This window comes from Pseudalkalibacillus hwajinpoensis (genome assembly GCF_039851965.1).
Lineage (GTDB): Bacteria > Bacillota > Bacilli > Bacillales > Guptibacillaceae > Guptibacillus > Guptibacillus hwajinpoensis_E.
Genome location: NZ_CP156674.1, coordinates 1,982,010 through 2,007,924, shown reverse-complemented (window position 1 = coordinate 2,007,924; position 25,915 = coordinate 1,982,010). Strand labels below are relative to the sequence as shown.

At 40.7% G+C, this 25,915-nt stretch carries 27 protein-coding genes and 2 pseudogenes; 23 read left to right on the top strand and 6 right to left on the bottom strand.

The genetic code is table 11. The features are described 5' to 3' along the window. Positions 1–13: 13 nt before the first annotated feature. From ABFG93_RS10485 to ABFG93_RS10470, 4 genes are all read left to right on the top strand, one after another. Positions 14–2,134, top strand: a complete 2,121-nt coding sequence (locus tag ABFG93_RS10485) for a BglG family transcription antiterminator (protein ID WP_347552689.1) — start codon at positions 14–16, stop codon at positions 2,132–2,134. Between the two features lie 2 nt (positions 2,135–2,136). Next, positions 2,137–2,574 carry a PTS sugar transporter subunit IIA gene (locus ABFG93_RS10480; RefSeq protein ID WP_347552688.1) on the top strand — a complete coding sequence of 146 codons (438 nt, stop codon included), beginning with the start codon at positions 2,137–2,139 and terminating at the stop codon, positions 2,572–2,574. Positions 2,575–2,576: 2 nt separating this feature from the next. After that, on the top strand, positions 2,577–3,722 hold the full coding sequence (locus tag ABFG93_RS10475; RefSeq protein ID WP_347552687.1) for a mannitol-1-phosphate 5-dehydrogenase: 1,146 nt from the start codon (positions 2,577–2,579) through the stop codon (positions 3,720–3,722). A 215-nt stretch (positions 3,723–3,937) separates the two neighbouring features. Then, complete coding sequence (locus ABFG93_RS10470; RefSeq protein WP_347552686.1) at positions 3,938–4,267, top strand: DUF1516 family protein; 330 nt, start codon at positions 3,938–3,940, stop codon at positions 4,265–4,267. Between the two features lie 222 nt (positions 4,268–4,489). Here the strand turns inward: ABFG93_RS10470 and ABFG93_RS10465 are convergent, their stop codons facing one another. Next, the gene (locus tag ABFG93_RS10465) at positions 4,490–5,002 is read right to left on the bottom strand and encodes an acyl-CoA thioesterase (protein ID WP_347552685.1); all 513 of its coding nucleotides are present in this window, start codon (positions 5,000–5,002) and stop codon (positions 4,490–4,492) included. 341 nt (positions 5,003–5,343) lie between these two features. Here ABFG93_RS10465 and ABFG93_RS10460 point away from each other — a divergent pair, with 341 nt between their 5' ends. Beyond that, complete coding sequence (locus ABFG93_RS10460; protein ID WP_347552684.1) at positions 5,344–6,117, top strand: divergent polysaccharide deacetylase family protein; 774 nt, start codon at positions 5,344–5,346, stop codon at positions 6,115–6,117. 84 nt (positions 6,118–6,201) lie between these two features. Continuing rightward, on the top strand, positions 6,202–6,765 hold the full coding sequence (locus ABFG93_RS10455) for a biotin transporter BioY (protein WP_347552683.1): 564 nt from the start codon (positions 6,202–6,204) through the stop codon (positions 6,763–6,765). Between the two features lie 549 nt (positions 6,766–7,314). On the opposite strand, the gene ABFG93_RS10450 is transcribed toward ABFG93_RS10455, so the two are convergent. Further along, entirely contained in the window at positions 7,315–7,542 is a 228-nt protein-coding gene (locus tag ABFG93_RS10450) for an aldo/keto reductase (RefSeq protein ID WP_347552810.1), read from the bottom strand. Positions 7,543–8,280: 738 nt separating this feature from the next. Here ABFG93_RS10450 and ABFG93_RS10445 point away from each other — a divergent pair. The 9 genes from ABFG93_RS10445 to ABFG93_RS10405 all read left to right on the top strand — a co-directional run bounded on the left by ABFG93_RS10445 (position 8,281) and on the right by ABFG93_RS10405 (position 14,691). Next, positions 8,281–9,381, top strand: coding sequence for a M24 family metallopeptidase (locus ABFG93_RS10445; RefSeq protein WP_347552682.1), 1,101 nt, complete (start codon positions 8,281–8,283; stop codon positions 9,379–9,381). A 130-nt stretch (positions 9,382–9,511) separates the two neighbouring features. After that, complete coding sequence (locus tag ABFG93_RS10440) at positions 9,512–9,952, top strand: disulfide oxidoreductase (RefSeq protein ID WP_347552681.1); 441 nt, start codon at positions 9,512–9,514, stop codon at positions 9,950–9,952. Then, positions 9,949–10,413: a thioredoxin family protein gene (locus ABFG93_RS10435; RefSeq protein ID WP_347552680.1), complete on the top strand. Its 465-nt coding sequence runs from the start codon at positions 9,949–9,951 to the stop codon at positions 10,411–10,413. The genes ABFG93_RS10440 and ABFG93_RS10435 overlap by 4 nt, the downstream gene beginning before the upstream one ends. Before the next feature lie 112 nt (positions 10,414–10,525). Then, on the top strand, positions 10,526–11,275 hold the full coding sequence (locus ABFG93_RS10430) for an SDR family oxidoreductase (RefSeq protein ID WP_347552679.1): 750 nt from the start codon (positions 10,526–10,528) through the stop codon (positions 11,273–11,275). A gap of 215 nt (positions 11,276–11,490) precedes the next feature. Beyond that, positions 11,491–11,952 (top strand): large-conductance mechanosensitive channel protein MscL, encoded by a 462-nt coding sequence (gene mscL / locus ABFG93_RS10425; RefSeq protein ID WP_347552678.1) that lies wholly within the window; start codon positions 11,491–11,493, stop codon positions 11,950–11,952. Positions 11,953–12,029: 77 nt separating this feature from the next. After that, complete coding sequence (locus tag ABFG93_RS10420; protein ID WP_347552677.1) at positions 12,030–12,716, top strand: alpha/beta hydrolase; 687 nt, start codon at positions 12,030–12,032, stop codon at positions 12,714–12,716. 115 nt (positions 12,717–12,831) lie between these two features. After that, a complete protein-coding gene (locus ABFG93_RS10415) occupies positions 12,832–13,464 on the top strand; it encodes a nucleotidyltransferase domain-containing protein (RefSeq protein WP_347552676.1) in 633 nt (210 codons plus the stop codon). Between the two features lie 76 nt (positions 13,465–13,540). Further along, a complete protein-coding gene (locus ABFG93_RS10410) occupies positions 13,541–13,870 on the top strand; it encodes a tRNA-binding protein (RefSeq protein ID WP_347552675.1) in 330 nt (109 codons plus the stop codon). Positions 13,871–13,953: 83 nt separating this feature from the next. After that, complete coding sequence (locus ABFG93_RS10405; RefSeq protein ID WP_431522069.1) at positions 13,954–14,691, top strand: nucleotidyltransferase domain-containing protein; 738 nt, start codon at positions 13,954–13,956, stop codon at positions 14,689–14,691. 34 nt (positions 14,692–14,725) lie between these two features. Here ABFG93_RS10405 and ABFG93_RS10400 read toward each other — a convergent pair whose 3' ends face one another. Both ABFG93_RS10400 and ABFG93_RS10395 read right to left on the bottom strand, forming a co-directional pair. Then, on the bottom strand, positions 14,726–16,672 hold the full coding sequence (locus tag ABFG93_RS10400) for an NADPH-dependent 2,4-dienoyl-CoA reductase (RefSeq protein WP_347552673.1): 1,947 nt from the start codon (positions 16,670–16,672) through the stop codon (positions 14,726–14,728). A 165-nt stretch (positions 16,673–16,837) separates the two neighbouring features. After that, positions 16,838–17,695: a DegV family protein gene (locus ABFG93_RS10395; RefSeq protein ID WP_347552672.1), complete on the bottom strand. Its 858-nt coding sequence runs from the start codon at positions 17,693–17,695 to the stop codon at positions 16,838–16,840. A 143-nt stretch (positions 17,696–17,838) separates the two neighbouring features. Here ABFG93_RS10395 and uvsE point away from each other — a divergent pair, with 143 nt between their 5' ends. Together uvsE and ABFG93_RS10385 are read left to right on the top strand one after the other, a co-directional pair. Then, positions 17,839–18,804, top strand: a complete 966-nt coding sequence (gene uvsE, locus ABFG93_RS10390) for a UV DNA damage repair endonuclease UvsE (RefSeq protein WP_347552671.1) — start codon at positions 17,839–17,841, stop codon at positions 18,802–18,804. Between the two features lie 412 nt (positions 18,805–19,216). Then, positions 19,217–20,173, top strand: a pseudogene (locus tag ABFG93_RS10385) (acryloyl-CoA reductase). 52 nt (positions 20,174–20,225) lie between these two features. Here the strand turns inward: ABFG93_RS10385 and ABFG93_RS10380 are convergent. After that, positions 20,226–20,876, bottom strand: coding sequence for an O-methyltransferase (locus ABFG93_RS10380; protein WP_347552670.1), 651 nt, complete (start codon positions 20,874–20,876; stop codon positions 20,226–20,228). 365 nt (positions 20,877–21,241) lie between these two features. On the opposite strand from ABFG93_RS10380, the gene ABFG93_RS10375 reads away from it, so the two are divergent. The 6 genes and pseudogenes from ABFG93_RS10375 (at position 21,242) to ABFG93_RS10350 (ending at position 25,021) form a co-directional block, all read left to right on the top strand. Then, positions 21,242–22,141 carry a hypothetical protein gene (locus ABFG93_RS10375; RefSeq protein ID WP_347552669.1) on the top strand — a complete coding sequence of 300 codons (900 nt, stop codon included), beginning with the start codon at positions 21,242–21,244 and terminating at the stop codon, positions 22,139–22,141. A gap of 147 nt (positions 22,142–22,288) precedes the next feature. Then, a complete protein-coding gene (locus ABFG93_RS10370; RefSeq protein WP_347552668.1) occupies positions 22,289–22,771 on the top strand; it encodes a PH domain-containing protein in 483 nt (160 codons plus the stop codon). Continuing rightward, a complete protein-coding gene (locus tag ABFG93_RS10365) occupies positions 22,764–24,209 on the top strand; it encodes a PH domain-containing protein (RefSeq protein ID WP_347552667.1) in 1,446 nt (481 codons plus the stop codon). Before ABFG93_RS10370 ends, ABFG93_RS10365 begins: the two co-directional genes overlap by 8 nt. 26 nt (positions 24,210–24,235) lie before the next feature. Continuing rightward, positions 24,236–24,541: pseudogene (locus tag ABFG93_RS10360) on the top strand (antibiotic biosynthesis monooxygenase family protein). Then, a complete protein-coding gene (locus ABFG93_RS10355; protein WP_347552666.1) occupies positions 24,538–24,687 on the top strand; it encodes a hypothetical protein in 150 nt (49 codons plus the stop codon). Before ABFG93_RS10360 ends, ABFG93_RS10355 begins: the two are co-directional and overlap by 4 nt. Before the next feature lie 52 nt (positions 24,688–24,739). After that, the gene (locus ABFG93_RS10350; RefSeq protein WP_347552665.1) at positions 24,740–25,021 is read left to right on the top strand and encodes an STAS domain-containing protein; all 282 of its coding nucleotides are present in this window, start codon (positions 24,740–24,742) and stop codon (positions 25,019–25,021) included. A 66-nt stretch (positions 25,022–25,087) separates the two neighbouring features. Here the strand turns inward: ABFG93_RS10350 and ABFG93_RS10345 are convergent, their stop codons facing one another. After that, on the bottom strand, positions 25,088–25,849 hold the full coding sequence (locus ABFG93_RS10345) for a rhomboid family intramembrane serine protease (RefSeq protein WP_347552664.1): 762 nt from the start codon (positions 25,847–25,849) through the stop codon (positions 25,088–25,090). Positions 25,850–25,915: the final 66 nt, after the last annotated feature.

Below are 25,915 nucleotides of genomic sequence, written 5' to 3'. Positions count from 1 at the left end.
CGAGGTGAACCATGTGTTTATTTCAGCAAGGGAACGAAGGATTCTCCAGTTGCTTCTAAATAGTAACGATTTCTTTACAGTGAAAGAAATTGCTGAGGAACTTGAAGTAAGCGAACGAACTGTTCATCGCGATTTAGCGGGTGTAGAGGATATACTTGCTGAGTATGAATTGAAATTAATTAAGAAAGCCGGTGTTGGCGTTCAGGTTGATGGTGAGAAATCGAAGCGCAGTGACTTAATAAGGTATATATTTGACCTCGATATTACTGAGTACACACAACAGGAGCGGGAGACGCTGATTCTATGCAAGCTCTTGGAATCAGCTGATCCTATTAAGTTAGTTAGTCTTGCGAATGACCTAAGAGTAACGGTTGCAACGGTTAGTAATGATTTGAACAAAGTTGAAGGTTGGCTTTTGAAAATGCAGCTTTCATTAATAAGAAGGCGGGGATATGGCGTACAGGTTGAAGGGACTGAAGCCCTTAAAAGGCACGCCATGAGTTCCTTGCTTGCTTCTGAGTTTAATGATTCGGATTTTTTTACGTTATTAAAGAAATCGATTCAAAAGAAATCTCAGGGTGCGGTTCTAGAGTCTGCTTCCGAGCGCTTACTTGGCCTTGTAGACAGAGATAAACTGCTTAAGGTAGAAAAAATAGTTGATGAAGTGAACGATGAATTACCTTATATGATTGCAGACAGTGCTTATATTGGTTTAATCGTACATCTCGCACTTGCTGTGGAACGCATTCAAAAGGGTGAGAAAATTGAGATGGATCTAGAATACTTAAGCACGTTAAAGAACACAAAGGAATTTAGTTTTGCTAGACTGATCGGCTCTAAACTAGAAACGTTTTTCAACGTGCCAATTCCAGAAGCAGAAATCGGCTATATTACGATGCATTTGCGAGGGTCCAAGTTACGAAATACGAGTGATTATTACCTTGAAGAAACGAATTATCCGATTGTAATCAAGACAAAAGAGTTAATTCGTTATGTGAACACTCGTCTCGATTCAGATTTAGAAGCGAATGAATCCCTTCTACAGGGACTTGTGACACATCTCGGTCCGGCTACTCACAGAGTCAGGCAGAATATGAACATTCATAATCCACTGCTCGATAAAATCAAAGAGGACTATTCAGATCTCTTTCAGCTTTTAAATGAAGCGATTCAAGAGATATTCCCGGGTGTCACCATTCCTGAAGAAGAAGTTGGATTTCTAGTATTACATTTTGGATCAGCACTTGATGCGCGGTTCGAAAAGCGAGAAGTAAATATTCTTGCAGTATGTTCAAGCGGAATAGGAACATCTAAAATGCTTGCGACACGGCTTCAACAGGAACTCCCTGAAGTCAGTACGATCAAGAGTGCATCGTTGTTTGAGCTTAAGGATGAGGACCAGGGGAATTTTGACTTAATCGTATCAACGATTCCTTTACCAGATTATGAAGGGCTGTATATAAGAGTAAATCCTTTTTTAACAGAAGAGGAAGCAGGACGGATTCGTTCCGAACTTCAAAAAAAGTCGATTACGAAAAAGAAGCGTTCGGACCTAAGCCAGAAAGAAGTAAACTTTTCATTCCATACGAAAAATGAGGCAAACAGTTGGTTTCGTAAAGCGGAATTATACAGCAAGATAGCAACCTCTATAATGCAGCATTTTCGAGTTAGTCAATCAGAATATACCAATGTACCAGCTCTTCTGGAACAGGAGTGTATTAGATTAGAAAAGGCTGACACCATTACCGATCCGTCTAGTATTACGAGGGCACTTCTAAAGCGAGAAGAAATAAGTGGAATAGGTCTACCAGATACATCGCTTGCTCTTTTTCACACACGAGCACCTGAGATTGTTCAACCGGTGTTTACAATCGCTCGATTAATGGAACCTGTAAATAGGAGGGCGATGGATGGTTCTTTTATTGAAATGGATACCATTCTTCTACAGCTTGCACCTGAAGAGTCATCAAGCGAAACCATCGAGATCATGAGCTTCATTAGCTCACTGATCATTGAATCCAAAGAAAGCATAGCCCTTTTTTCAGAAAGTGACCAGGGGACGATCGAAGTGTATCTTGCAAACAAAATCAAAAATTACATTGAAAAACAATTAGGATTTAAAGGAGAAGGATAACAATGGCTAAAGAAATTCTGTCAACTGAGAATGTGTTACTAAATGAAAAGGCAGCAACGAAAGAAGAGGCCATTCGTATGGCTGGACAAGTTCTGGTAGAAAATGGATATGTGGAAGAAAGCTATCTCGATCAAATGCTAGAACGCGAAAAAATCACGACAACGTATATGGGGAATTCCGTTGCAATCCCTCATGGCACAGAAGGTGCTAAAAAAGCTGTTAAGCATTCAGGGCTTTCCATTATCCAACTTCGTGAAGGGGTAGATTTTGGTGATGGAAATATCGCGAAAATCATCATCGGAATTGCCGGAAAAGATAATGAGCACCTGGAAATCCTATCACAAATTGCGATTGTTTGTTCAGAGGAAGAAAATGTTGACCAGCTCATCCAGGCTGATTCAAAAGAAACGTTAATCTCAATGTTTAACGAGGTGAATTAATCATGCTTGCTGTTCACTTTGGTGCTGGAAATATAGGGAGAGGCTTCATTGGGAAGCTACTTTCTCAATCAGGATATGAAGTGTGTTTCGTTGATATCAATGAGACAGTCATTAATGAGCTTAATCAACGTAATCGTTATAACGTCGAGATTCTCGGTCAGGAAAGTGAACAGATTATTGTTGAAGGTGTTAAAGGAATAAACAGCAAGCAGAATCCGGATGCGGTAGTAGACGCTATTTATCAAGCTGATCTAATTACAACAGCAGTTGGACCAACCGTGTTAAAGCTTATTTCTTCAGTCATAAAAGAAGGTATTTCGAAACGAATGAAGGAAGGAAAAGTGCCAATTAATGTGATTGCTTGCGAAAATATGATTGGTGGAAGCACCTTGCTGAAAAATGCTGTTGAAGAAAAATTGAATGCTGAGGAACGTAAAATGCTTGATCAATATGCAGGTTTCCCAGATGCTGCAGTAGATCGAATTGTACCTAACCAGAAGCATGAAGATCCATTAATGGTAGCAGTAGAGCCTTTCTATGAATGGGTAGTTGATCAAACAATGATGGCCGGTCAGGTTCCAAATATAGCCGGATTAACATACGTTGATGATCTTGCACCTTATATAGAGAGAAAACTTTTTACAGTTAATACGGGACATGCGATGACAGCGTATCTAGGTTATCAAGCAGGGTATAACACGATTAAAGAAACGCTTGAAAACAAAGAGATTTACGCTGATGTAAAAAAAGCTCTTGAAGAGTCGGGCGAATTGCTTCAGCATAAACACGGTTTTGATCAAACCACGCATGAAGCTTATATTGCAAAGATTCTTGGACGTTTTGAGAATCCACATCTCGTTGATGAGGTTACTCGTGTAGGACGAGCTCCAATCCGTAAAATCGGTCCAGACGATCGCCTTGTCGGTCCAGCACGTCAGCTTGCTGAATTAAACAAAGAACCGAATTATCTTGCAAAGGGCATTGCAGCAGCACTGCGATTTGATCCTGAGGAAGATGAGGATGCTGTTCAAATTCAGAAGAAGATCAAAAGTGAGGGCCTTTCAAGTGCAATTACTTCTTTTACAGGTGTGGAAGAAGGAGAACAGCTATTTGAATTGATTAGTAAGCATTACAAGGAAATGAAATAGATTTTAAGTAAACGATGAGCTGCCCATAAGAGCTGCTCATCGTTTACTTATTTAATGGGTAATGCTCATAATCACAGCAAAATATTTGCCATGTTCGTATTAATTTGGTTTTTTTTGTTACGATTTCACATTAGGGCTTGTGCCAGCCTCTTTACAATTCTACTATTAGGATATGACATTCGTCATATCCATTTTGAATGGGAAGGGGAACACCAATGTACAATATTTTACTTCAGTCTCATGCAGGGTCATGGGCAATCCTTGTTCTTTTATTAGTAATCAGCTATTTTGCGCCCAAGCAGAAAATTTCGCTGATGATCCAGCGGTTATTTTACCTCATTATGATTATCACAGGTGTAGGTATGCTGAGTATGCTCGGTTTTCCACTACTTTATATTCTTAAAGGTATTCTAGCCATTGTATTAATTGGGGTTATGGAAATGATCGTAGGAAGAAGAAAACGCTCCGAATCCACAAAAATTTTGTGGGTTGCTTGTATTGTTCTACTACTAGTCATCATTTCAATCGGTTACAACTGGATTTAATCGTTCACAAACCAGCAAAAAGCGACGGCCGAAATCGGCCGTCGCTTTTAATGTGATAAAGCACCTTGCGGTTGTGATTCCCGGGGCACTTGCGCTTTTGTAACATCTAGCTCAAGTGCCCAGCCTCTCGATCGCTTCACCCTTTGTAATGAACACAAAGAGCGTGTTCTTTTCAAAGGGCGCCAGCGCTTGTCGAGGCTAAATGGGGCACTTGCGCTTTTGTTATTCCCAGGGTTTTTGGGTGGTTAGGAGTCCTGCTAGTTCTTTACTGGCCTGGCGATGTTCTTTGCGTTTTTCTGCTCGGGCAGGTGCGGTTTCGTGAAGGTTCTTTTCTTCTTCTGATTCGGGTTCAACTTTTGCAACGGTGAGTGGTTTTTTGTTTTCGTCCAGCGAAACAAAAGTAAGGAAGGCCGTTGCACTAATTTTTCGTTCACCTGATAAAAGATGCTCAGCAATGACTTTAACGAACACTTCCATCGAAGACTTTCCGGTAAAAGTAACGTAAGCTTCAAGACAGACGGAGTCCTCAGGTGTAATAGGATATAAGAAATCTACTGAATCTGTGGATGCTGTTACAACTTCACTTCGACAATGGCGCATCGCTGCAATCGAAGCAATGTCATCGATGTCTCGCATGAGTTGTCCTCCGAAAAGGGTGTTATGATTATTCGTTGCTTCAGGAAAAACGTGACTGGTTTTTACAACACGTGATTCGCGGATAAATTTTTTCTCCATGGTTGTCTCTCCTTAGTATGCTTTTCTAATTTTCTAATATGGTCTTCTGTACTATGCCCTTGAAGTAGTATCTGAAAACATTTGTCTTAAATGGGGTTGAGAGATGGCATTCATAAACAATTTTTACTATAGATATCAAGGTTTTCGAATGGCATCTGATTCATGTGATTTCTTTGGTCTATACCCTCCGTACCTATTCGAGATATTTATTTCTTTTTATTCATAGAAAACCTTCCTTCCTTTATATTCTCATGCAGCCTCTTTAAGAAATCAACTGATTTACCTGTAGATTCATGAAAACCAAACGATAGGAGAAAGTTAAAGAAAGAGGAGGTGAAGGAATGAGATGGTTTATTTTTTTATTAGTAATTATTGTCTTACTTCCAAACCACGGGGAGTTAGAAGGTCTGGAAGAGGCAAGGGAGCTTGCGAACGTCATTGATGATTTAGGAAATAATATGGGTGGTACGGAAGAAATGCTTCGTCTTCCTGTGACATTAACCGTTGCCATTATGCCATTCCTTGAAACAACCGAGCGAGACGCCGAGTTAGCACATCAATTCGGGCATGAAGTGATTATACACGTACCAATGGAGCCGCTGAAAGGAAAAAGAAGTTGGCTTGGCCCTGGAGCCATTACAACAGATCTTTCAGATCATGAAATCAGTAAACGAATAAATGCTGCCATTGATGCAGTCCCTCACGCTGTAGGAATGAATCATCATATGGGATCAAAAGCGACTGCTGACGAACGCGTAATGAGAATTGTCCTTGAGATCTGCCGTGAACGAGGTCTATATTACCTTGATAGCAAAACAACAGGAAAAAGTGTCATTCCCGGACTTGCAGAGGAAATAGGAGTTCCTTACCTTGAAAACGAATTATTCTTTGATGATATCTATACGGTTCAGCATATAAGTAAGCAGGCAAGAGAACTAGCGGATCGACTTAAAGATGACAAAGCACACATTGCGATCGGTCATGTGGGAATTGCCGGGGAAAAAATGGCCGCCGTTTTAAGCGACTATCTTCCGGTATACAAAAGTGAAGCGGTTATCGTCCCGCTCTCGCAAATGATTCCAGGGTTTGAAATGATCGATGAAAGTATGCCATAAAAGTTAATAAAATTTTCTTCCTTCATCTATAAATTAATGTTAACTTAATAAATATACAAGTTAACAAAAAGTGGAGGGTGGAATATGAGGGAAACGAACAAGCTTCGTATGACAATTTTATGTGGCATTTTTGCTGCGACTACAGCTATCCTTGCTCAGATTGAAATTCCGTTACCCCTTGTACCAATTAGCGGTCAGACATTAGCTGTAGGGTTAACAGCTACGATTCTTGGCAGTCGGTACGGTGCAATTGCGATGATTTGTTATGCATCGCTTGGAGCCATTGGATTACCTGTTTTTGCAGAGGCAAAAGGCGGTCTTGGCGTGTTGTTTGGCCCAACTGGAGGATATATTATTGCTTTTATTGCAGGGGCATATATCACAGGTCTAATTCTTGAGAAGACATCATTTACGCTCCGAAACGCGATAATTGCCAACACAGTGGCGATGATCATCATCCTTATGCTTGGGACCGTGCAGTTAAAATTCGTAGCAGAATTATCCTGGGCGGATGCCATGACCTTTGGGGTTTATCCATTCATCGTAGTTGGATTAATAAAAGCATTCCTTGCAAGCTGGCTTGGTATCACTGTACGGGAGAAGCTAGTCCAGGCAAGGCTTTTAAGAAGTGTTTCGAAACATGTCTAAAGTGATCCATTTTCGTTTTGAAGCCGTTAGATAGAAAACAAGTAAGAGATGTCCTAATCGTAACAAAAAGATGGAAGGGGGTTTACTGGTTGGAAGAATCATTCTTGGTATCATCATGTTAGCCGCTTGGGTGAATCGGGAATACAAATTGCGATGTTCCGAGAAAATCGACCAGCCTGCTTGGCTTGCGTATGCAACAGCTATTATCGAGGCTGTTGGAGGAGCATCTTTGCTAGTGGGCATTTTTGTAGTACCATCAGCCTTTTTATTTAATTTAACAAATGGTAGGAGCGATTTCGCTGGCAAAACTTCAGATGGGTTTAATCGGTGGATTTGAATTTCCACTTTTACTACTAGGGTTATCACTTATTAGCTATGATAGGTAGTAGAAACATTCGCTATCTCTGAATGGCTTGAAAGGAAATAGCGTAAAAACCAGGACTTCATTTGAAGTGCTGGTTTTTGACCGAACGAACGCCGTTAAATAAACGTTTGTTTAACTTATTCAAACTGTTTTGTGTTATGGAATGTCATAACCGATCTAACTTGTTAGATTTCAAACCACTTATCACGAGTTAACCTATAAGAGAGAGCGTCGGTAGCGCTATCGTTTCGCTCTGGTTTTCCTGAACCAACAATCGGCATGATGTTTGCTGGATGATTTAGAAGCCATCCATATACAATTTGATCAATGCCTTCCGCTTTAATTTCAGAAGTTATTTTTTCGACAGTCTGGCGAAGACGAACGCCTTTTGCATCACTTGAAAAACGACAAATCCCTTGTAAGGTGAATACGTTGCTGTAACACTAGTTATTATTCCGCTGTACAGAAGTGGCATTATTTAAATAAAAATTTTCATTGATAATGCTTCTCATTATCAACAAGGCGTGATATAATGAAAAAAACTTGAATTAGAGGTGTAATAATGGTTGAAATCCTTCAAATCTCGATGTTTTTCATTATCTTGTTCGGATCATTCGCGGCGTTCGCATTAATTCTACGAGCAGAAGCGGTCAGAAGTGGATACTTGCGTGAGAGAAAGGCCGATCCATTCAAAAGAACGCCTCAACTAACTTTCAAAAAAACGTATTGACATCTTAAATGATAAAGATTATCATTATCAACATAGAAGAGAAATAACATGAATGGTGTTCCCCGACACGTTCAAATGAATATACTCAAACAAATCCAAAGAAGTTCCCCCTTCTCCAATTGTTTGATTTAGTAGCTGCCGCGACGGCAGCTATTTTTGTTTGCAATTTACCGTCTCATTACTTATTTTAAAATCTTATTGCTTTTTAAGAGCAGATTGGTGTGGTTTTTTTAAGAGAGGGCTAAGCTTTGCTTGCGTAAGATTAGCTGGGGTTTTTAGGAAGCTTTCCTTCTTGAAATTCTTTGCTCTTGTATGTAGTAACTGCTCTTACGTATGATAAGCTAGAAAAGGAAAGAATCAAATCGATTCACTAATTTAATGAGTAGATCATCAATTACATTTTTGCAAAGGACGTGGCAGCATGAACAAACGTTTATCGAATTTTACAGAGTGGCTTATAGAAAATAATCAGGATTTTGCGTATATCCATTCACCATCAAATGTTTTTTATCTCTCTAATTTTCATTGTGAGCCTCACGAAAGGCTACTTGGGCTTTTTGTTGTTCCAAATCAGGAACCATTCCTTGTATGTCCGGGAATGGAAGTTTCTCAGGCACGCGATGCAGGATGGACGTATGGCATTATAGGTTACAGCGATTCAGAACAACCGTTTGATTTTATTGAAGAAGCATTGAAAGCACGTGGAGTACAAAGTCCTGAGCGAGCAGCGATTGAAAAAGCTACGCTTTCATATGAGCGGGTGGAGCACTTGAAAGAGCGGTTTGGGAAACTTGAATTCCATGCAGCAGAAACTGCCCTTAATGAGCTACGCCTGATTAAAGATGACAGCGAAGTCGAGGTTCTGCGTGAAGCGGCAGCACTTGCTGACTTTGGTGTTGAAACAGGAGTAAGTGTTCTTCGTGATGGCATTACTGAAATGGAAGTACTTGCTACGATCGAATTTGAATTGAAGAAAAAGGGCATCAGGGAAATGTCGTTTTCAACCATGGTACTTTTTGGTGAGAATTCCGGTGCACCACATGGAAATCCAGGCCAACGCAAACTAAAAAAAGGCGATCTCGTTTTGTTTGATTTGGGAGTTGTTCTAAACGGATATTGTTCAGATATCACAAGAACAGTGGCGTTTGGAGACATTAATGAAAAACAAAAAGAAATTTATGAAACGGTGCTAAAAGCACAAACCGCATCTCTAGACATATCAAGGCCAGGTACACGTCTTGGCGATATCGATCTCGCTGCACGAAATGTCATATCTGATGCAGGTTATGGCGAGTTCTTTCCCCATCGGATCGGGCATGGCATTGGAATCGAAGTGCATGAGTATCCGTCGATGAGTGAGAAGAACGATAACCAGCTTCAGGAAGGGATGACCTATACAATCGAACCGGGTATTTACCTTCCAGAGGTTGGGGGAGTTCGAATCGAAGATGATGTGTTCGTAACGGAAGATGGCTATGAAACGCTGACGAAGTATCCGAAAGAACTACAAATTATTAAGTAAGGCAGAGCCGGCTCATGGTAGGGTCGGCTTTAAAAGAGTTGATAGATTGTCAAGATTCGTTTTTTCATCAACGCGCTTGTTGTGTATAATGAGAATATTATTTTTTATGTGAAAGAAGAGAGGTTCTCCCATGCAAAATGAGAAAAAAATTGAGTATTTATTATTTGGTGCCTGGGCAACTTCTGTCCTTGCCCTTGCTGGAAGCTTGTATTTTTCCGAAGTGCTTCGATATGAACCATGCGAGTTATGCTGGTACCAACGAATTCTAATGTATCCTCTTGTTATCATTCTTGGGATTGCGATGGTTAAAAAAGATGTAAGGCAGTGGTTATATGTACTACCGTTATCGGTGATTGGAGCCTCTGTTTCGCTATATCATTATTTACTACAGAAAGCATCCTTTTTAGCAGAATCGGCCCCTGCGTGTGGAAGAGTGCCATGTACTGGAGAATATATTAATCTGTTTGGATTTATGACGATTCCTTTTCTAGCTTTACTTGCTTTTACAATTATTACGACTCTTATGGTAGTCCTTTATAGACAACTTAAAAAGGAGGAAAGCGACGTATGAAGAAAGCTATTATCTTTCTGGGTATTATTGTAGTGTTGTTCGGAGCACTTGCTTTCATCACAAATTTAAGCAATAGCGAAAAAGCAGAAGGTAATCCTTATGGTAAGGACTCTCTTGATCCTGCCACAGTGGATCAGCTTGATGACCCGCTATATCAAAATCAGATTCTTCCTGATGAGCTTGATCAGGCTTTATCCGACGGCGAAGATGCCTTTGTATACTTCTATAGGCCGACATGTATCCACTGTAAGAATACATCTCCGATCCTTGTACCGCTTGCAGAAGACATGGGAATTGATCTTAAGAAATTTAACCTGCTTGAATTCGAGAACGGCTGGGGGGATTATGGAATTGAATCGACACCGACCCTTGTTCGTTTCAAAGATGGGAAAGAAGTAGATCGGATTGTTGGTACACAATCAGAAGCTAAATTTAAACAATGGATTGAGAAAAATAAGTAAGTAGAAGCACCTGATGAGGGTGCTTTTTTTGATGATGTAGAACATTAGGATGATTAACATGAAAACATCCTGGGAAAAGAGGTTGTGAAGATAAAATGAAAGGTGGTAAATCATGAGTCAAGTTAATGGCAAAGTTGTTATTATTACAGGAGCAAGTAGCGGAATTGGCGAGGCTACTGCAAAGAAACTTGCAGGAGACGGAGCAAAAGTTGTTCTTGCTGCCCGTCGTGAGGATCGCCTTGAAGAATTGAAAAAGGAAATTACAAATAACGGCGGCGAAGCAATTATTCAAAAAACAGATGTGACATCACGGGAGCAAATGCAGGAGCTTGCAGATAAAACAATTGAACATTATGGTCAAATTGATGTCCTTGTAAATAATGCTGGACTAATGCCTCTTTCCTTCTTAAATAAACTTAAAATAGACGAATGGGATAAGATGGTAGATGTGAACATTAAAGGTGTTCTATACGGTATCGCAGGCGTCCTTCCTCATATGGAGGAAAGGAAATCCGGTCACATTATTAATGTATCTTCCGTTGCAGGGCATGAAATTATGCCAGCAGGAGCTGTCTATTGTGGTACGAAGTTTGCAGTTCGAGCAATAACAGAGGGGCTTCGTAAAGAAATGTCTGCTTCAACAAACGTTCGTGCAACGATCATTTCTCCAGGAGCTGTAGCTACAGAATTGACGAACACAATTACAGATGAAGATGTGAAAGAGAAATTAAACAACCGTGGGCCAAACGGTCTTGATCCTCTTGATCCAGAGGCCATTGCTGATGCTATTTATTACGCTGTCGGACAGCCGGATAGTGTTTCAATTAATGAAGTGCTTGTACGCCCGACGTCACAAGGGTAATTAGAGGAACAAAAAATCCGTACTCCAAACTGGAGTGCGGATTTTTTTGTGCTTTAAGAATGCTTATTAAACTATAAGAAAAATGAAGGCTTTCTCTAGGGCATAGCTTGTATAGTGGCTGCATAAAATGGTTAGAGCACAGGTGAAGGAGAGGATTTCCCATCGGTCTATTAAATGAATTTCGTCATTTCGCGATTAGAGGAAACGCGGCTGATATGGGAATTGGGATTGTTTTAGGTGCAGCGTTTAGTAATTTTATTGATTCGCTTGTATCAGACATTATTCTTCCGCCAATAGGACTGATTCTAGCGAGAATCAATTTCTCTGATATGTTTATTAGCTTAAATGGTAACTACTATCCATCGCTTTCAGATGCCAAAGAAGCAGGTGCTGCAACAATCAATTACGGCGTATTCTTTTCAACGTCCATTCGTTTCCTTATTGTCTTCTTTTCTGTTTTTCTTGTCGTTCGCCAGCTAAATCGTTGGCGAAAGCCCGGGCAGGATCCGATTAATGCCATGACGAGGAAAGAATGTCCATACTGTTGTACGCCAATCCCTTCACGTGCGGTAATCTGTCCAAATTGTTCTACATCTCTTGAAATGGAGTATGAGCAGCCGTCGCTATCCGTGCATATAAGAAAGAATTCATCCTCAAGTTCTTTTCGAAAGCGTTGACCCTCACTGAGGATTAACTTTTTCTTGGAGTGGTATTATAAGAACTAAACTACAGGAGGGAAGGTGAGGGGACAAGTATGGTCGGTTGTTTGCTCATTCATGGATTTACTGGAGCACCATATGAGGTTGAGCCCTTAGCAGAATATTTACAAATTCACACCGATTGGGTCATTTCTTTACCCACGCTTCCAGGGCACGGTGAAGATGATACACTACGAGGCATCACATTTAACCATTGGATCGATGCTGCTGAAACGAACTTAAAAGAGCTCAAAGATCAATGTGACACGATCTATTTAGTTGGATTCTCAATGGGTGGCGTTTTAGCAGGTTATCTCGCTACGAAATATGATGTTGATAAGCTCGTGCTATTGAGTGCAGCCGTTCACTATATTCAACCTTTGCAAATGCTAAAAGACATTGGCGGTATGATGACTGATTTATGTAGGGGTAGACTTTTTCAAAATGAGCTGTTTATTCGTTACAGTAAAAAAATTAAAACAACACCTTTTCTTGCATCAATTGAGTTTCGAAAACTTGTGCAAAAATTAAAACCATCATTTGGAAATGTATCAACTCCGACAATCATTCTACAGGGTAAAAGGGATGGGATGGTTCCATACAAAACCGCTCATATTATCTACGACATTATCGGTTCAGAGGAAAAGGAAGTTATCTTAATGGACAGTTCAAAGCATCATATCCTGCATGGAGAAGACCGAGATGATGTGATTAATAAGGTTTTTCGTTTTCTAACGAACTAACTATGTTAGAATGAATGACTTTTGGATTTATAAGAAATATAAGCATAGATAATACGGACCAGGTTCATAATGGCTAGCTCCTTCTGAGGGTCTCGTTAAAAGGAGAAGGATACATATGCTAAATCCTCTAATTACTCCGTTAATGATTGAGAAATATGCGAAGCGTCTTGTAGATCGAATCAAGACGCCTGCTTTGCGTGGAGTCGTATTAACCGGAAGTTTTGCAAGGGGGGAGGCTGGTCCATTTTCGGACCTAGACGTCTGGTGTTTCTATAATGAGAAGGTAAGTAGGAAGCCATATTTTCCTGAGTTAACGGGGATTTCTCTTGATTTAAGGGAAACATGCATTCATGATTTTAGGGCGAAAGCTGATGGAACGAGAGAGTATGTCGCCCCTTATTTTGAACAGCTTAATGTATTTGGAGAGACACCTTTTATTTTACCTTCTCATCAAGAAATACAAAATGGAGTAAAGAAACTTCTCTTTTCAATTGAGAAGAGGTTGAAGCAACTCGCTTCACCTAACCATTACGAAATATTGAATGATATCATGTACGTGCTTCGGATAGAACGGTACTTTGCTACTTCCCAATACCCGTTAACATTGTCGGAGTTGTATACCATTCAATTTGAGGAATGTGAGCGGTTTCTAGTAGAGTGTTTTTCTTTCTACTTATTGGGAGAAAGAACGATTAAAGAGGAGCAGATGCGTAGCATTATTGAACTTTTTTTGGATAAGCGCTTATAGTTGAAGGTATTTATCCATCGACAGGGAAACAGCATTATGGAGAAGAGTGTAATGACAGAAAGGTAGAGTGATGAGGATGGCTACATTTGATGACTTTATGAAGCTTGATATTCGTGTGGGTGAGATAATTGAAGTAAATGATTTTAAGAAGGCAAGGAAGCCAGCTTATCAATTGAAGGTGGACCTGGGTGAAGAAATTGGAGTTAAGAAATCCAGCGCTCAGATAAAAGCTTTGTATGAAATAGAGGATTTAATCGGGAAACAGGTCATGGCGGTCGTGAATTTTCCTCCCCGGCAAATTGCTGATTTCATGTCAGAAGTACTTGTACTCGGAGTTTATGGTGATGATGGCGTTGTGCTTATTCAGCCTGATAAACAAGTGAGAAATGGAGACAAACTAGGGTAAAGGAAACGCGCCTTTTCTTGCATCTTGTTGTACAAGCTCCCTTTCGTATATGATGGTATATTATCTCATTTTTGGAAGGGGGTGTGAAGTTGAAACAGGAAGAGGCAGTTCATGTAATTACGGCAAGTTTAAAGAAGGATGAGTCAGTGCAGGCGATTTTTCTGAAAGGCTCGATGGGGAGAAATGAGTACGATGAGAATTCAGATGTTGATTTGTACTGTCTAGTGGATGAGAAAGACAAAAAAGCGTTTCTAACAAGACGAAAAGAACATCTAGAAGCGTATGACCAACTTCTCTTTTATGATGAAATTTTTATTATTGCGCCCCAAATAATTGCGGTATATGACAATATGCTTCATTTGGATCTTTTTACAGTGACAGATGAATCGTTAATTGAGAAAGACTATTTTTCCATTCTGTATGACAAGCAGCAACTCACCTTATCCAATCATGAATTCATTGAACACGTCGATGATACAGCTTTTTTTCTATTTCAATATGAAAAAGCACACAGAAGAGGAAATGACATTTGGGCAGTTCATATGTTAAATCATGTGATGGTCCATTACTCAAGGGTGCTATTACACCGTTATTACCCCGAGCGAGCGCAGTTAGGGTTAAAAACAATTGATTCAACGTTTCAGCAGGAGCAATTACAGCGCGTAAAGGAGATTTTTCAAAACCTGACTGTTAATGACCATGAGGAAGCATCCATGGATATCATCGAGTGGTTGAAGGATGAAGAAGCGTGGATTAATGAACAAGTAAAAGGAACGATATATACGAAAAAGTTTCTTCACCGCATGATTCATGGGGAATAGGGATAAGAGAAAGAGAGGTGCGCACGCACCTCTCTTACATGTGTGTAGAGATTGTATCAGGTTCAAAAGCAATTTTGGCTCCTTCGTAAATTGCACGTTTCGCATCTAGCTCTCCTGCAAGACGAGCGCCACCAATTACGGCGACCTGAATCCCCTTTGCCTCAAGGTCACTGTACTCGTCTGGGACGTTTGATTCCTGTCCTGCTGCAAGAATGACTGTATCAGCTTCAAGGAGCTCCTGTTCCCCTGACTCAATATTCGTGATAACAAGCCCTTTTTCTGTTAATTCTTCGTAAGCAAGATTGGTGCGGAAGCGAACGCCGTTTTGTTTAAGATCCTGAAGCATTGCCCATTTGGTCGTTTTTCCTAGACCTTCTCCCATTTTCCCATTTCGTCTTAATAAGATAATGTCATTAATTCCCTTTTCGATTAGAAAATGAGACACATCGCAACCAATACCACCGGCACCAATGATAACCACTTTCTTCCCAATAGTGGCCGTACCGGAAAGAACTTCAGGGTATCGTACAGCACGGTCAATGCCTGGAATAACAGGTTCTCTAGGAATGACACCTGTTGCCACTACAATAAGGTCAGGTGAGTGAGCGAGAAGTTCTTCTACACTCGGTCTATGATTGAGAGCAACATGAACTCCGAATCTCTCTAATTCTGTTGTGTAGTAACGAATTGTTTCATCAAATTCTTTTTTTATAGGAATTTTGCGAGCCAGATTGAATTGTCCACCTATGGATGGCCCTGCTTCATAAAGTGTAACCTGATGGCCAAGCTCAGCATGTGCTCGTGCGGCTTCCATTCCTGCAACGCCTCCACCAACGACAACGACATTCTTCAATTTTTTCGGTTTATTTATTTTCCATTTATACTCGCGTCCAGCCCGTGGATTAACAAGACAGGAGACGGCTTTCCCTTCAAATGCATGATCGAGGCATGCCTGGTTGCAGGCAATGCATGTATTAATTTGATTTAACGCTTCTGCCTTTGCTTTTCGAAGCAAATGGGGGTCAGCAAGAAACGGTCTTGCCATTGATATCATGTCCAGCTTATGCAGTAACTTTTCTGCTAGAACGGGGTCATTAATACGGTTGCTTCCAATCACAGGAATATTGACCGCTTCTTTAATTTGTAATGCTGGTTGAATAAATCCTGCTCTTGGTACCATCATGGAAATAGTCGGGACAGTAGATTCATGCCACCCAATTCCTATATTCAAAATATCTGCTTGATTCTTTTCCAGCAGTTTGGCGAGTTGAAACGTTTCTTCAGGGGTTGAGGAATCTGGAACAAGATCAAGGCCAGACATTCTAAAGATAATGGGGTAATCCTCCCCAACGGCATGTCTGACTGATTTAAGAACTTCAATTGCAAATCTTGTTCGTTTTCCAAAACTTCCACCCCACTGATCTGTCCTCTTATTCGTTCTCGGGGAAAGAAATTGATTGATTAAGTAACCTTCTGAACCCATGATTTCGACTGCATCGAAGCCAACTTCTTTTGCTTTTCTACCAGCTTCTGCATACGACTCTAGAAGGTTAAGGATATCAAGCTCTGTTAACTCAACAGGTTGTTCTCTGTGGATAGGCGATTTAATTGGTGAAGGTGCAACGGAGGGCACACCATTCATTGCGGCATATGCATAACGCCCGGCGTGAAAAAGCTGAGCAGCAATTCGTCCTCCCTCTTTATGAACGCGAGTTGTTAACCGTTTCATCACCTCAAGATCATCTTCCCTGTAAAACCCGAGAAAATGATGACCGCCATCTCCCTCAGGTGATACAGAGATGCCACCTGTTACAATAATACCTGGGCCGGTTTCTCCTGATCGTTCTGTGTAAAATGAGATGAGCGCTTCTTCTTGCTCTTTACTTCCTTCCATGCCAAGGTGCATCGATCCCATCATCACCCTATTTGGCAGTGTCAATCCTCTCAATTTTATCGGTTCGAATAACTTTTTCCATTCCATCACCATTCACCACACTTCTTCGTTTTGAACTCAATTCGATGAATGGTCATTCATTTCCTGTTAAGAAAGCGCTTTTTTATATGTTTTTTTATCTAAGAACCTAATGCAAGGTAATAAAAATAAAAAAAAGAGCGCTTTATCGCGCTCTTTTGGTAAGCATACTTTTTAATTTTTCTTAAACGCGACGAGAAGTCCACCTTCACCTGCGTACGTGCCAATCAGTGGTCCCATTGTAGAAAGAATAACGTCTTTAAACTTGTACCGTTCTTGAATTTGTTCAATTAATGCTTTCGCTTTGTCTTCGCAATTACTATGCGCGACAGCAATTACTTTGTCTTCCACATTATGTCCGTACTCTCCAATTTTCTGGATGAATTGACGTACGGCGCGTTTGTTGCCACGAATTTTATCAAGCACTTCGAGTGAACCGTCGTCTTCGCTTGCTCTCATTAAAAGCTTAATGTTTAGAGCAGATGCGATCGTACCCCTTACACGATCGAGACGTCCGCCTTTGATCACGTTATCAAGTGTATCAAGTAAAAACATCGTGAGGGTATCATCTGTATACTCATGTGCTTGTTTAACAATCGTCTCAAAGCTCTCACCATCACGTGCCATTTCAGCAGCATGATAAACGATAATGCCAAGACCCGATGAAGCTGTTTTGGAATTAATCACTTCTACAATGCGCTCTGGATGTTCCTCATGAAACATCTTTTTGGCTATAACGGCGTTATCATACGTGCTGCTCAGAGAACCTGATAGGCCAATGACAAGAATTTTATCTTCCGAGCTGGTTTCTTCATATTTTGTTAGAAAGTCCTGAGGTGATGGGGCAGAGGACTTGGGAAGTTCTTTTGAATCTTTGAGTTTCTGATAAAACGTCGGTGTATCAAGATCTACTCCAGCTTTGTATTCTTCGTTTCCAAAGAGAAGATTGAGTGGGACTACCGTTACGTTTAATTCATTCAGCAGTTCTTCAGGGAAGTCAATGCTGCTGTCCGTAATGATTCGAGTTGCCATAAAATTACCCCTTTTTTCAAGTTACCCGCATCCAGGTATTGCTTCAATTGTACCATGCTTCAACTTGTAATTGATTGTAAGATATCGCTGATTGAATGCCCCTGAAATGGAAAGACTATTAGAAATGGTGAGGTGGGAAGTATATGACAATTATTCGGTTAGGTTACGTTGCGATGAGTATGGAACTTTCGAATAGCTCCCCATCCCAGACGATGACCTTTGCACAATTTCAGAAGCTCACAAACAGGGAAGCTGCCATCCATAAGCTAGAGAGAATTGCAAAATCAAATCTAAACAACTGTCTTCGTCTTTTAAAGCATAATAAAGGGAACGAGATTCACTTCTTTCGATTCAGTTCAAGGCTCATCCCGCTTGCTAATCATGAGGCACTTGATGGTTGGAACTACCTTTCGCCGTTAAAAAACGAGCTCGAGGAGCTTGGGGACTTCGCAAAGAGAGCTGAAATGCGAGTGGATTTTCATCCTGATCATTTCGTTCTGCTTAACTCTCCTAAGAAAGAAATACTAAAGAATTCAACAACTGCGCTTGCTATGCATGTCCGACTTCTTGAGGCGATGGGGATTGATCCCGCACATCGTTGTGTTCTTCATGTGGGCGGTGGATATAAGGACAAAGAGCAAGCACTTGAGCGGTTTCTTCATAATTGGATGTATACCCCGCAGAAAATTCAACAAACCGTGATCCTCGAAAATGATGACACAACATTTACTTTGCTCGATACGCTCTATCTATGTGAGAAGTTAAACGTCCCCCTTGTCTTTGACTATCATCATCACCTGGCCTGTCACGAAACGGAGGAGTGGGCAAAGTACTGGACTAGAGTGGTGAATACGTGGAGTGAGTCTCCTCTGCCTGTTAAAATGCATATTTCATCACCTAAAAGTGAAAAGGAATTTCGGAGTCATGCAGATTATGTAGACGTCTCGATGTTTTTTGATTTTCTTAATGAAATAAGAGATAGCACTGCTCAGATTGATTGCATGATTGAAGCGAAACAAAAAGATGGCGCGCTTTTTCGTCTGATGGAAGAAATTAAGAAAAGGGATGATGTTGAAATCATTGATCAATCAACCTTTAAGTTGAAATGAAAACCGGGCATAAAAGGCCCGGTTTTATTCTGTAATTCGTTTACTTCTTTGTTTCGTTGAAGGGTTTGTTTGATTGGCATGGTCAACAGCTTGAGTAAGCTTTTTCTTCATACCGGGCTTTTTTTCTTTTCTTGCCATAATGCATTCCTCCTTTACTTGCTGTTAATGTTTCCTGCCTGAGGGGCTTTATACTACCATCCAAAAGTTGAGTTGAAATATGTGTTATGGATCGTAAAGAGGTGGTTTACCTTCACCGGTCTTGTTATAGGAAAAAGGGAATTATGGGCTGTTGATTAAACTTGAGGAGAGAATAAGATATGCTCGACGACGGGCTGTTTCCTTTGTTTTGAAAATGATAGTTAGGGTAATTTCTGTTTAGCGTGAACTAAAAATGGTAGTAAAGGAGGAAGACATAGTGGAACCTTTTAAAGCTTTAGTAGTTGATAAAGTAGAAGACGATACGAAAGTTACTGTTAAGGAATTGAAGAGGGAAGGCCTGCCAGAAGGTGATGTACTGATAAAAGTACATTATTCCAGTGTGAACTATAAGGATGGGCTGGCGACGCACCCGAAGGCATTGTAAAGAATTACCCTCATGTTCCGGGAATTGACCTTGCTGGTGTTGTTGCGGAATCTGACCATCCAGCTTGGAAAGAGGGAGATCATGTTATTGTCACGAGCTATGAGCTGGGCGTTTCTCACTTTGGTGGGTTCAGTGAATATGCACGAGTGAAGTCGGAGTGGATTGTACCACTCCCTGAGGGGCTTTCATTAAAAGAGGCAATGGTTTTCGGAACAGCTGGTTTTACAGCTTCCCTATCGGTTTACCAGTTGGAACGACAGGCGCTACCGGTGGCGTTGGAAGTATGGCTGTGGTTATCCTTGCTAAGAAAGGTTATGAAGTTGCAGCCAGCACAGGTAAAGAGTCTGAGCATAGTTATTTGAAAGAGCTTGGTGCTACGTCTATTGTCAGCCGTGATGAAGTTGCCCCTGAAGAATTTAAACCAATTGGGAAACAGAAGTGGGCGGGAGCTATTGATCCTGTCGGTGGATCAACACTAGCTTCGGTCCTAAGTAACACGATGTATGGAGGAGCCGTGGCGGGAAGTGGTTTAACAGCAGGTGCCAAAGTGCCAACGACTGTTTTCCCTTTCATTCTGAGAGGGGTTAATTTACTTGGAATTGATTCGGTTTACTGTCCAATGGAGAAACGAAAAGAAATATGGAAGCATGTTGCAGGTGATTACAAACCTTCAGAGCATCGCATCTTGCATCTATCCAGAAAGAAATAACAATTGACGAACTTCCTGATGTACTAAATTCTATTCTTAACGGAATAGTTCGTGGACGAACAATTGTAGCATTTTAATAAAAATAGGAAGAGCTCAGTTGCTCTTCCTATTTTTGAACGAGTGAAGGATTTATTCAATTGTTCCACTTTTTACTCTTCCAATGGTTAGGCCGTCACAAAGAGGAATGATGATGGACTCAAGGCGCTCATCATTTGCCATTTTGTTGTTAAACGTACGGATTGCATTGACACTTTCATCTTCTACTTTGTCATCAAAAACACGATCACCTTGTAATGTATTGTCTGCAACAATAACAGCACCAGGTGAAGCGAGCTTAATAGCCATATCAAGATAGGCTGGATAATTTCCTTTATCAGCATCGATAAAAAAGAAATCATAGTGTTGGCCTGCGCTATAAAGGGATTCCATATTCTGTAGAGCTGGACCAATTACATATTTCACTTTATCACCAAAGCCTGCTTTTGTAAGGTTTTCTCGTGCGACATTGGCATATGACTCTTCTAGTTCAAGAGACGTAAGAGCCCCTTCTTTATCAAGTGCGTGAGCAAGAACAATTCCGCTATAACCTCCAAGCGCTCCGATTTCCATTACATTTCTTGGTTTTGACATCTTGACCAGTAAGGTTAGCAGACGCGCTACTTCTGGCTTAATTGAGATGGCGGGCATGCCATGTTGACTTATGCTTTTATTTACGGTGACGATTGCGGAATCTTCATTGCCATATAAATTCCGGATATATTCATCGTGATTACTAGCCAAGTAAATCTCACCCTTCTCCAATAATAGTGAACTCGTTTTCATTGTTATCTAGTGGATAGAGACTGTCAAGACAAAAAAGTTGGCAAAAAGGAGAGTGGGTACGTTAATGTACATGAATGACTGGAGGGTAAATAGGGCCATTTATGTGACTCAGGGACTTTGGTACCTGGTTTGTGCTAATAAGTTGGGAAAGTAGGAAGCGGAAAAGTTAATTAATCCGACGAAAGTTATTGTTATTTCCCAATACCCCCTTGACGAATTGTTTGTTAAACTAGTACTAACAGCAAGGATCGGTCTTTAATATCTATCCTTTTTCCTATTTGTCTTTGGTAAAAGGTAGCTGGTTATGAAAGGGGAGCTTGAAAATGCCTTTTGAGCAAGGGAACAAAGTACTGAAATCTGAGAATGAGCCTCATGTAACAAACCATACGTCCGAGCGGGTCAATGTACCCAGGCTTCCAATCGCAAGTGATGAAGGCTTTTCTAATGTCGTCAGGGACTCTAACCAAAATTACTGGTTTACGAAACAACTCTCGTCAAATCATGTAGAAGTTTATGTCTTTGTTAACACCCTTGCTCAGCTGAGAACATTTCAGGTAAATGGGAAACCAAGCTTTTATGAATATACTGATTCCATCTGTATTGCTTGTGAAGGGGAAGAGTGGAACGGCTGGATCTATGAATTTTCTAAAGAGAATCCTCGTATCACCCATCAGTGGCATGTGAATGGGATTTTCTGTGACCTTAAGCGTAAAGGGAAGCAGCTTATTGTTTCTTCTTATCATGTTGAAGGTGATGAGGCCCTTTTAACGACTTTTGGTAATGATGGAAAAGTGGTTATTCCGCTAGAAAAGGGATATTCACCTGTTAATATGATGGTTACAAATGAAGGTATTTATGTAGCGGCTCTTTCCATAACTCCTTCTCAACAGGATCAAATTCTACTTTTGGATGATGAATTCCAGGTCAAAAATTCTTTTAAACTTGATTTCTCTCCCCGGACGATTCATTCATGGAATGGTAGTTTAATTGTTCACGGTATTAATGGTAGAACTGGGAAAAGCGACCAACTGGTATACATAAGTTCAGAAACTGGACTGCAGGAGAAATTTCCAATTCCCAGTAGTGAACTCCTCGAGTGTACGGATCAATACTTAACCTTCTATAATGCGGAGGCAGGAATTCTTTCTATTTGGTCTCATGAAGAGAAGGAAATGGTCAGTATGAGAGAGTCAGAACGTCCATATGTGCCCAACCTTTTTTAAATAACGTATGAACCTGAGCAGTAAAGAAGCTCAGGTTTTTTTGTGGAAAGTGAATTGCTGTAATAAAATGGTGAGAATAGATGGAGGGAACTAACCATGATATACTAGTTAAAAAATCAAGGGTATCATGAGAAAGAGAGGGGTTTAATGCGACCTGAGCCTTCTAAACAAATTGATCGAAAAGGATTAAGAGTATGGCAAATAACTGGAGGAATTATCTCTGTTATGAGTTTAGCAGTTCTGGCTGGATTATTTGTAATACATATTTTTGTGGCACCCTGGCCAACATGGGTTCTTGTTGTCGCTGTTATTCTGGTTTGTTTGTTTATCGTTCTTCAAACCTGGATTCTTCCAAAGCTTCGCTTTAGACAGTGGCGCTATGAAGTCAGTGAGCACGAGATCGAGTTGAAATATGGTGTCATTGTTGTGAAGCGGACATTAGTTCCAATGGTTCGTGTCCAGCATGTAGATACGAGGCAGGGGCCTTTGTTACGGGCCCATCGCCTTTCTTCTGTAACGATTTCAACTGCAGCAACTACTCATGAGATTCCAGCGCTATCAAATGAGGTAGCAGATGAATTACGAGACCGAATTTCAGTATTAGCAAGGGTGGCTGAAGAGGATGTCTAATAAGAAACGACTTCATCCTGTTGCCATGCTGCTGTCATTCGCAAAACATGTGAAAGAAGCGGCTCTTCCGTTGATTATTTTTGTCTTTGTTGGTAGCGGCGACGGATACTCATGGTGGCACTTCCTCGCCATTGGAGGCCTGCTTGCCTTCACGATTGGAAATGGTATTTTCAGCTGGCTGTTTTACACCTACCATATTGAAAATAAAGAACTCCGGATTCATCAGGGTTTTATCTTTCGTAAAAAGCGATATATTCCGAGGGAGAGAATTCAATCAATCGACTTTTCTCAAGGGATCATTCAACGGGTTTTTGGACTTGTAAAGGTTCAAATTGAAACAGCTGGCGGTGGTGGAGAGCCTGAAGTTGTGATGTCAGCTTTACGTCGTTCTGATGCTGATCTATTGAAGGACGAACTTTATGAAAGGAGAAAGAGTATAGAGGAGCATACTGAAGAAGAATCGGTAACGCGGTCTTTACAATATAAGCTGACATGGCGTCAACTACTTATTGCAGCATCAACTTCCGGAGGCATAGGTGTGATCCTGTCATTTGTTGCGGCCATCGGTTCACAAATCGATAATATTATACCCGATGAATTCTATATGAGCGTGTCGGAAAGGGTTATGAATGCAACGTTGCCCTTTATTCTTGCGGGAGCTGCATTCCTTTTGTTACTATCATGGTTCTTCGCAGTTCTTGGTACGGTTCTTAAATATGGTGGTTTTGTACTTTCGCGTGTCGAAGATGATTTAATTATCAACAGAGGGATTCTTGAAAAAAGACAGTTAACGATACCTGTGCACCGTATCCAGGCAATTCGGGTAGTGGAAGGTCTTCTCCGTCAGCCATTTGGCTATTCTGTTGTCTACGTTGAAAGTGGCGGTGGAGGCGGCGAGGATGAACAGTTCTCAACTGTTATGTTTCCACTTATAAAACGTCGAAACCTTAAAGGGTTTCTGCAAGAAGTATTACCTGAAGTCTCTATACATGAGGATTGTCGCGCACTTCCTGTTAAAGCAAGAAGCCGATACATGGTTCGATTCTCGCTACCTGTCCTAATTCCGATTGGCCTCATCAGTTTTTTTGTTCCATATGGCTACTTTTCTGTTCTATTGCTCCCGGTCGCATGCTTAATAGGCTACCTTCATTACCGTGATGCCGGATGGGGATGGAAACAGGGTGTGGCCCTGTTACAATTCAGGCAAATTGGCCGAACGCGAATTTACGTGGCAAGAAAAAGAATCCAGGCGATGGAAATGCAGACGACTTTCTTTCAAAAATATCGTGGTTTAACAACATTTCAAGTTTCAATTCTTTCCAGCTTTGCAGGAAAGCAATTTAGGGTAAGAGATATAGAGCAAATTAATGGAGAATCTCTTTTGAACTTGTATTCTTACAGTTCAAATAATATAAATGAGCTCAATAAGAAAGAATAAATGCTCCTGTGGGTAGGAGGATGAACATGTACGTAGTTAATTCTGTATTTAATGTTCCTGAAGAAAAAGTAGAAGAGGTCATTAAGATCTACCAGTCTCGTTCAAGAAGAGTGGATGAATTTGAAGGATTTCTCTCGTTTACGTTACTTCAGAATGAAGTATGACCGGGAGAACTAACTGTTCAATTAAAATGGGAAACGAAAGATCATTTTCTAACTTGGATGACAAGCCCTGTATATAAAGAAATTCACGATTTAGAAAAGAAGTATCCTGATGCGGAATTAGCAGCTGTGAAACCCAAAGTACATAGGTTTAAGGTTGTGGCTGAATGAATAAGATGGATGCTATTGTTGAAAAGGTCTTTGAAGGAATTTATAGAGACATGCCGGAGTTATTGGATAAATATGGTGAGACTGGTCGTGTGAAATGTCGAGAAGATAACTACCACCATATCGAGTCCTTTTCTACCTATTTCTAAAACGCTTGGAATTATTCCGCTATTTGGAGACCTTGAGAGTGAGCTGTTTCTCGTGAATGAAAACCATTTGCTTCATACACTAAGAAATGGTGATTATGAAAAAGTTATCCTTGATTTTAGTGGTATTGCACAGGTTGAAGCAAGCGGCGTCATTGCATTTTATTCATTCTGTAGCATGATTGAGGTACTCGGGGTGTCTCCTGTAATATGTGGTTTAAAACCAGCACACGTCTTTCGTTTAATGCAGCACGATTTTGAACTAAATCAGAAATTCGATATTACAGGCAATCTTAGGGACGCGGTTCAATACTATTTGAATTTACCATCAACTTAAAGAAACCAGTGATTGGATATAGCATCACTGGTTTCTTTAAATATGAGGAGTGTTTTAGCAGACTCGTTACAGAAATCTTGCTAAAAATCCGAGTGCGACGAGAGCGATAAAAATACCCCAGAGAATCTTACCTCCACTACCTGGACCGGTGCGGACCTTTCTCCGCTGCCATCGATTTGGTTTAAAACGGATATCGCCATTTTCCGGAGAGCGACGAACACGAATCATACCTCGATTCACAAATGGCTTTGCTCCGATCAGAAGGATAGGCGCTAATGCAGCCCCTGCAAGGAAGCCGAATAAATGACCCAGTATGTTGATATTCGGGCTGATAAACGTCATCACAAGACCAATCCCAAGAATCATAAGAATGAGTTGGGAATTTGCCTGATCAATTAACTCTTTTCGATAGAAAGCCATATAAAAGTAGATTCCAAATAAGCCAAAAATAGCTCCGGAAGCACCAACATGACTGAAGTAACTATCCTGCAAATACAGTGTACCGATATTCGCAAGGATTCCAGCACCGAAATACCCAACAATGAATTTGCTTTTACCAAGCATTTGCTCGAGTGCAGGTCCAAAGAGGTACAATGAAAAACTGTTAAAAAGGACGTGCGCAAAACCAGCATGGAGAAAGATCGGTGTGACCAGCCTCCAGTAATCTCCTGCTTCAATTAATCCATTGATACCTGCTCCCATGTTAAAGATGGAGCGCATACCAAAGACGTTTATGAGAAGGAAGAGGAGGATATGTATACCAATAAGTATGGTAATGATAGGATAGTAGCGGATAAATGAGCGAAAATCTTCATTTCGCACAAACATAAGTTGACCACCTTTTTTGGAAGTTTAGATAAAGCTATACAGTAAAAGAAAAAGACGTAAGGGCTT

Coding starts and splice junctions, on each gene's coding strand:
- ABFG93_RS10400 (WP_347552673.1), bottom strand. CDS start 16,672: ATGGAATGGAAAAAGTTATTCGAACCGATAAAATTGAGAGGATTGACA.
- ABFG93_RS10460 (WP_347552684.1), top strand. CDS start 5,344: ATGAGATGGTTTATTTTTTTATTAGTAATTATTGTCTTACTTCCAAAC.
- ABFG93_RS10445 (WP_347552682.1), top strand. CDS start 8,281: ATGAACAAACGTTTATCGAATTTTACAGAGTGGCTTATAGAAAATAAT.
- ABFG93_RS10355 (WP_347552666.1), top strand. CDS start 24,538: ATGAATAAGATGGATGCTATTGTTGAAAAGGTCTTTGAAGGAATTTAT.
- uvsE (WP_347552671.1), top strand. CDS start 17,839: ATGACAATTATTCGGTTAGGTTACGTTGCGATGAGTATGGAACTTTCG.
- ABFG93_RS10370 (WP_347552668.1), top strand. CDS start 22,289: ATGCGACCTGAGCCTTCTAAACAAATTGATCGAAAAGGATTAAGAGTA.
- ABFG93_RS10410 (WP_347552675.1), top strand. CDS start 13,541: ATGGCTACATTTGATGACTTTATGAAGCTTGATATTCGTGTGGGTGAG.
- ABFG93_RS10440 (WP_347552681.1), top strand. CDS start 9,512: ATGCAAAATGAGAAAAAAATTGAGTATTTATTATTTGGTGCCTGGGCA.
- ABFG93_RS10455 (WP_347552683.1), top strand. CDS start 6,202: ATGAGGGAAACGAACAAGCTTCGTATGACAATTTTATGTGGCATTTTT.
- ABFG93_RS10435 (WP_347552680.1), top strand. CDS start 9,949: ATGAAGAAAGCTATTATCTTTCTGGGTATTATTGTAGTGTTGTTCGGA.
- ABFG93_RS10465 (WP_347552685.1), bottom strand. CDS start 5,002: ATGGAGAAAAAATTTATCCGCGAATCACGTGTTGTAAAAACCAGTCAC.
- ABFG93_RS10420 (WP_347552677.1), top strand. CDS start 12,030: ATGGTCGGTTGTTTGCTCATTCATGGATTTACTGGAGCACCATATGAG.
- ABFG93_RS10480 (WP_347552688.1), top strand. CDS start 2,137: ATGGCTAAAGAAATTCTGTCAACTGAGAATGTGTTACTAAATGAAAAG.
- ABFG93_RS10345 (WP_347552664.1), bottom strand. CDS start 25,849: ATGTTTGTGCGAAATGAAGATTTTCGCTCATTTATCCGCTACTATCCT.
- ABFG93_RS10470 (WP_347552686.1), top strand. CDS start 3,938: ATGTACAATATTTTACTTCAGTCTCATGCAGGGTCATGGGCAATCCTT.
- ABFG93_RS10430 (WP_347552679.1), top strand. CDS start 10,526: ATGAGTCAAGTTAATGGCAAAGTTGTTATTATTACAGGAGCAAGTAGC.
- ABFG93_RS10395 (WP_347552672.1), bottom strand. CDS start 17,695: ATGGCAACTCGAATCATTACGGACAGCAGCATTGACTTCCCTGAAGAA.
- ABFG93_RS10415 (WP_347552676.1), top strand. CDS start 12,832: ATGCTAAATCCTCTAATTACTCCGTTAATGATTGAGAAATATGCGAAG.
- ABFG93_RS10375 (WP_347552669.1), top strand. CDS start 21,242: ATGCCTTTTGAGCAAGGGAACAAAGTACTGAAATCTGAGAATGAGCCT.
- mscL (WP_347552678.1), top strand. CDS start 11,491: ATGGGAATTGGGATTGTTTTAGGTGCAGCGTTTAGTAATTTTATTGAT.
- ABFG93_RS10365 (WP_347552667.1), top strand. CDS start 22,764: ATGTCTAATAAGAAACGACTTCATCCTGTTGCCATGCTGCTGTCATTC.
- ABFG93_RS10475 (WP_347552687.1), top strand. CDS start 2,577: ATGCTTGCTGTTCACTTTGGTGCTGGAAATATAGGGAGAGGCTTCATT.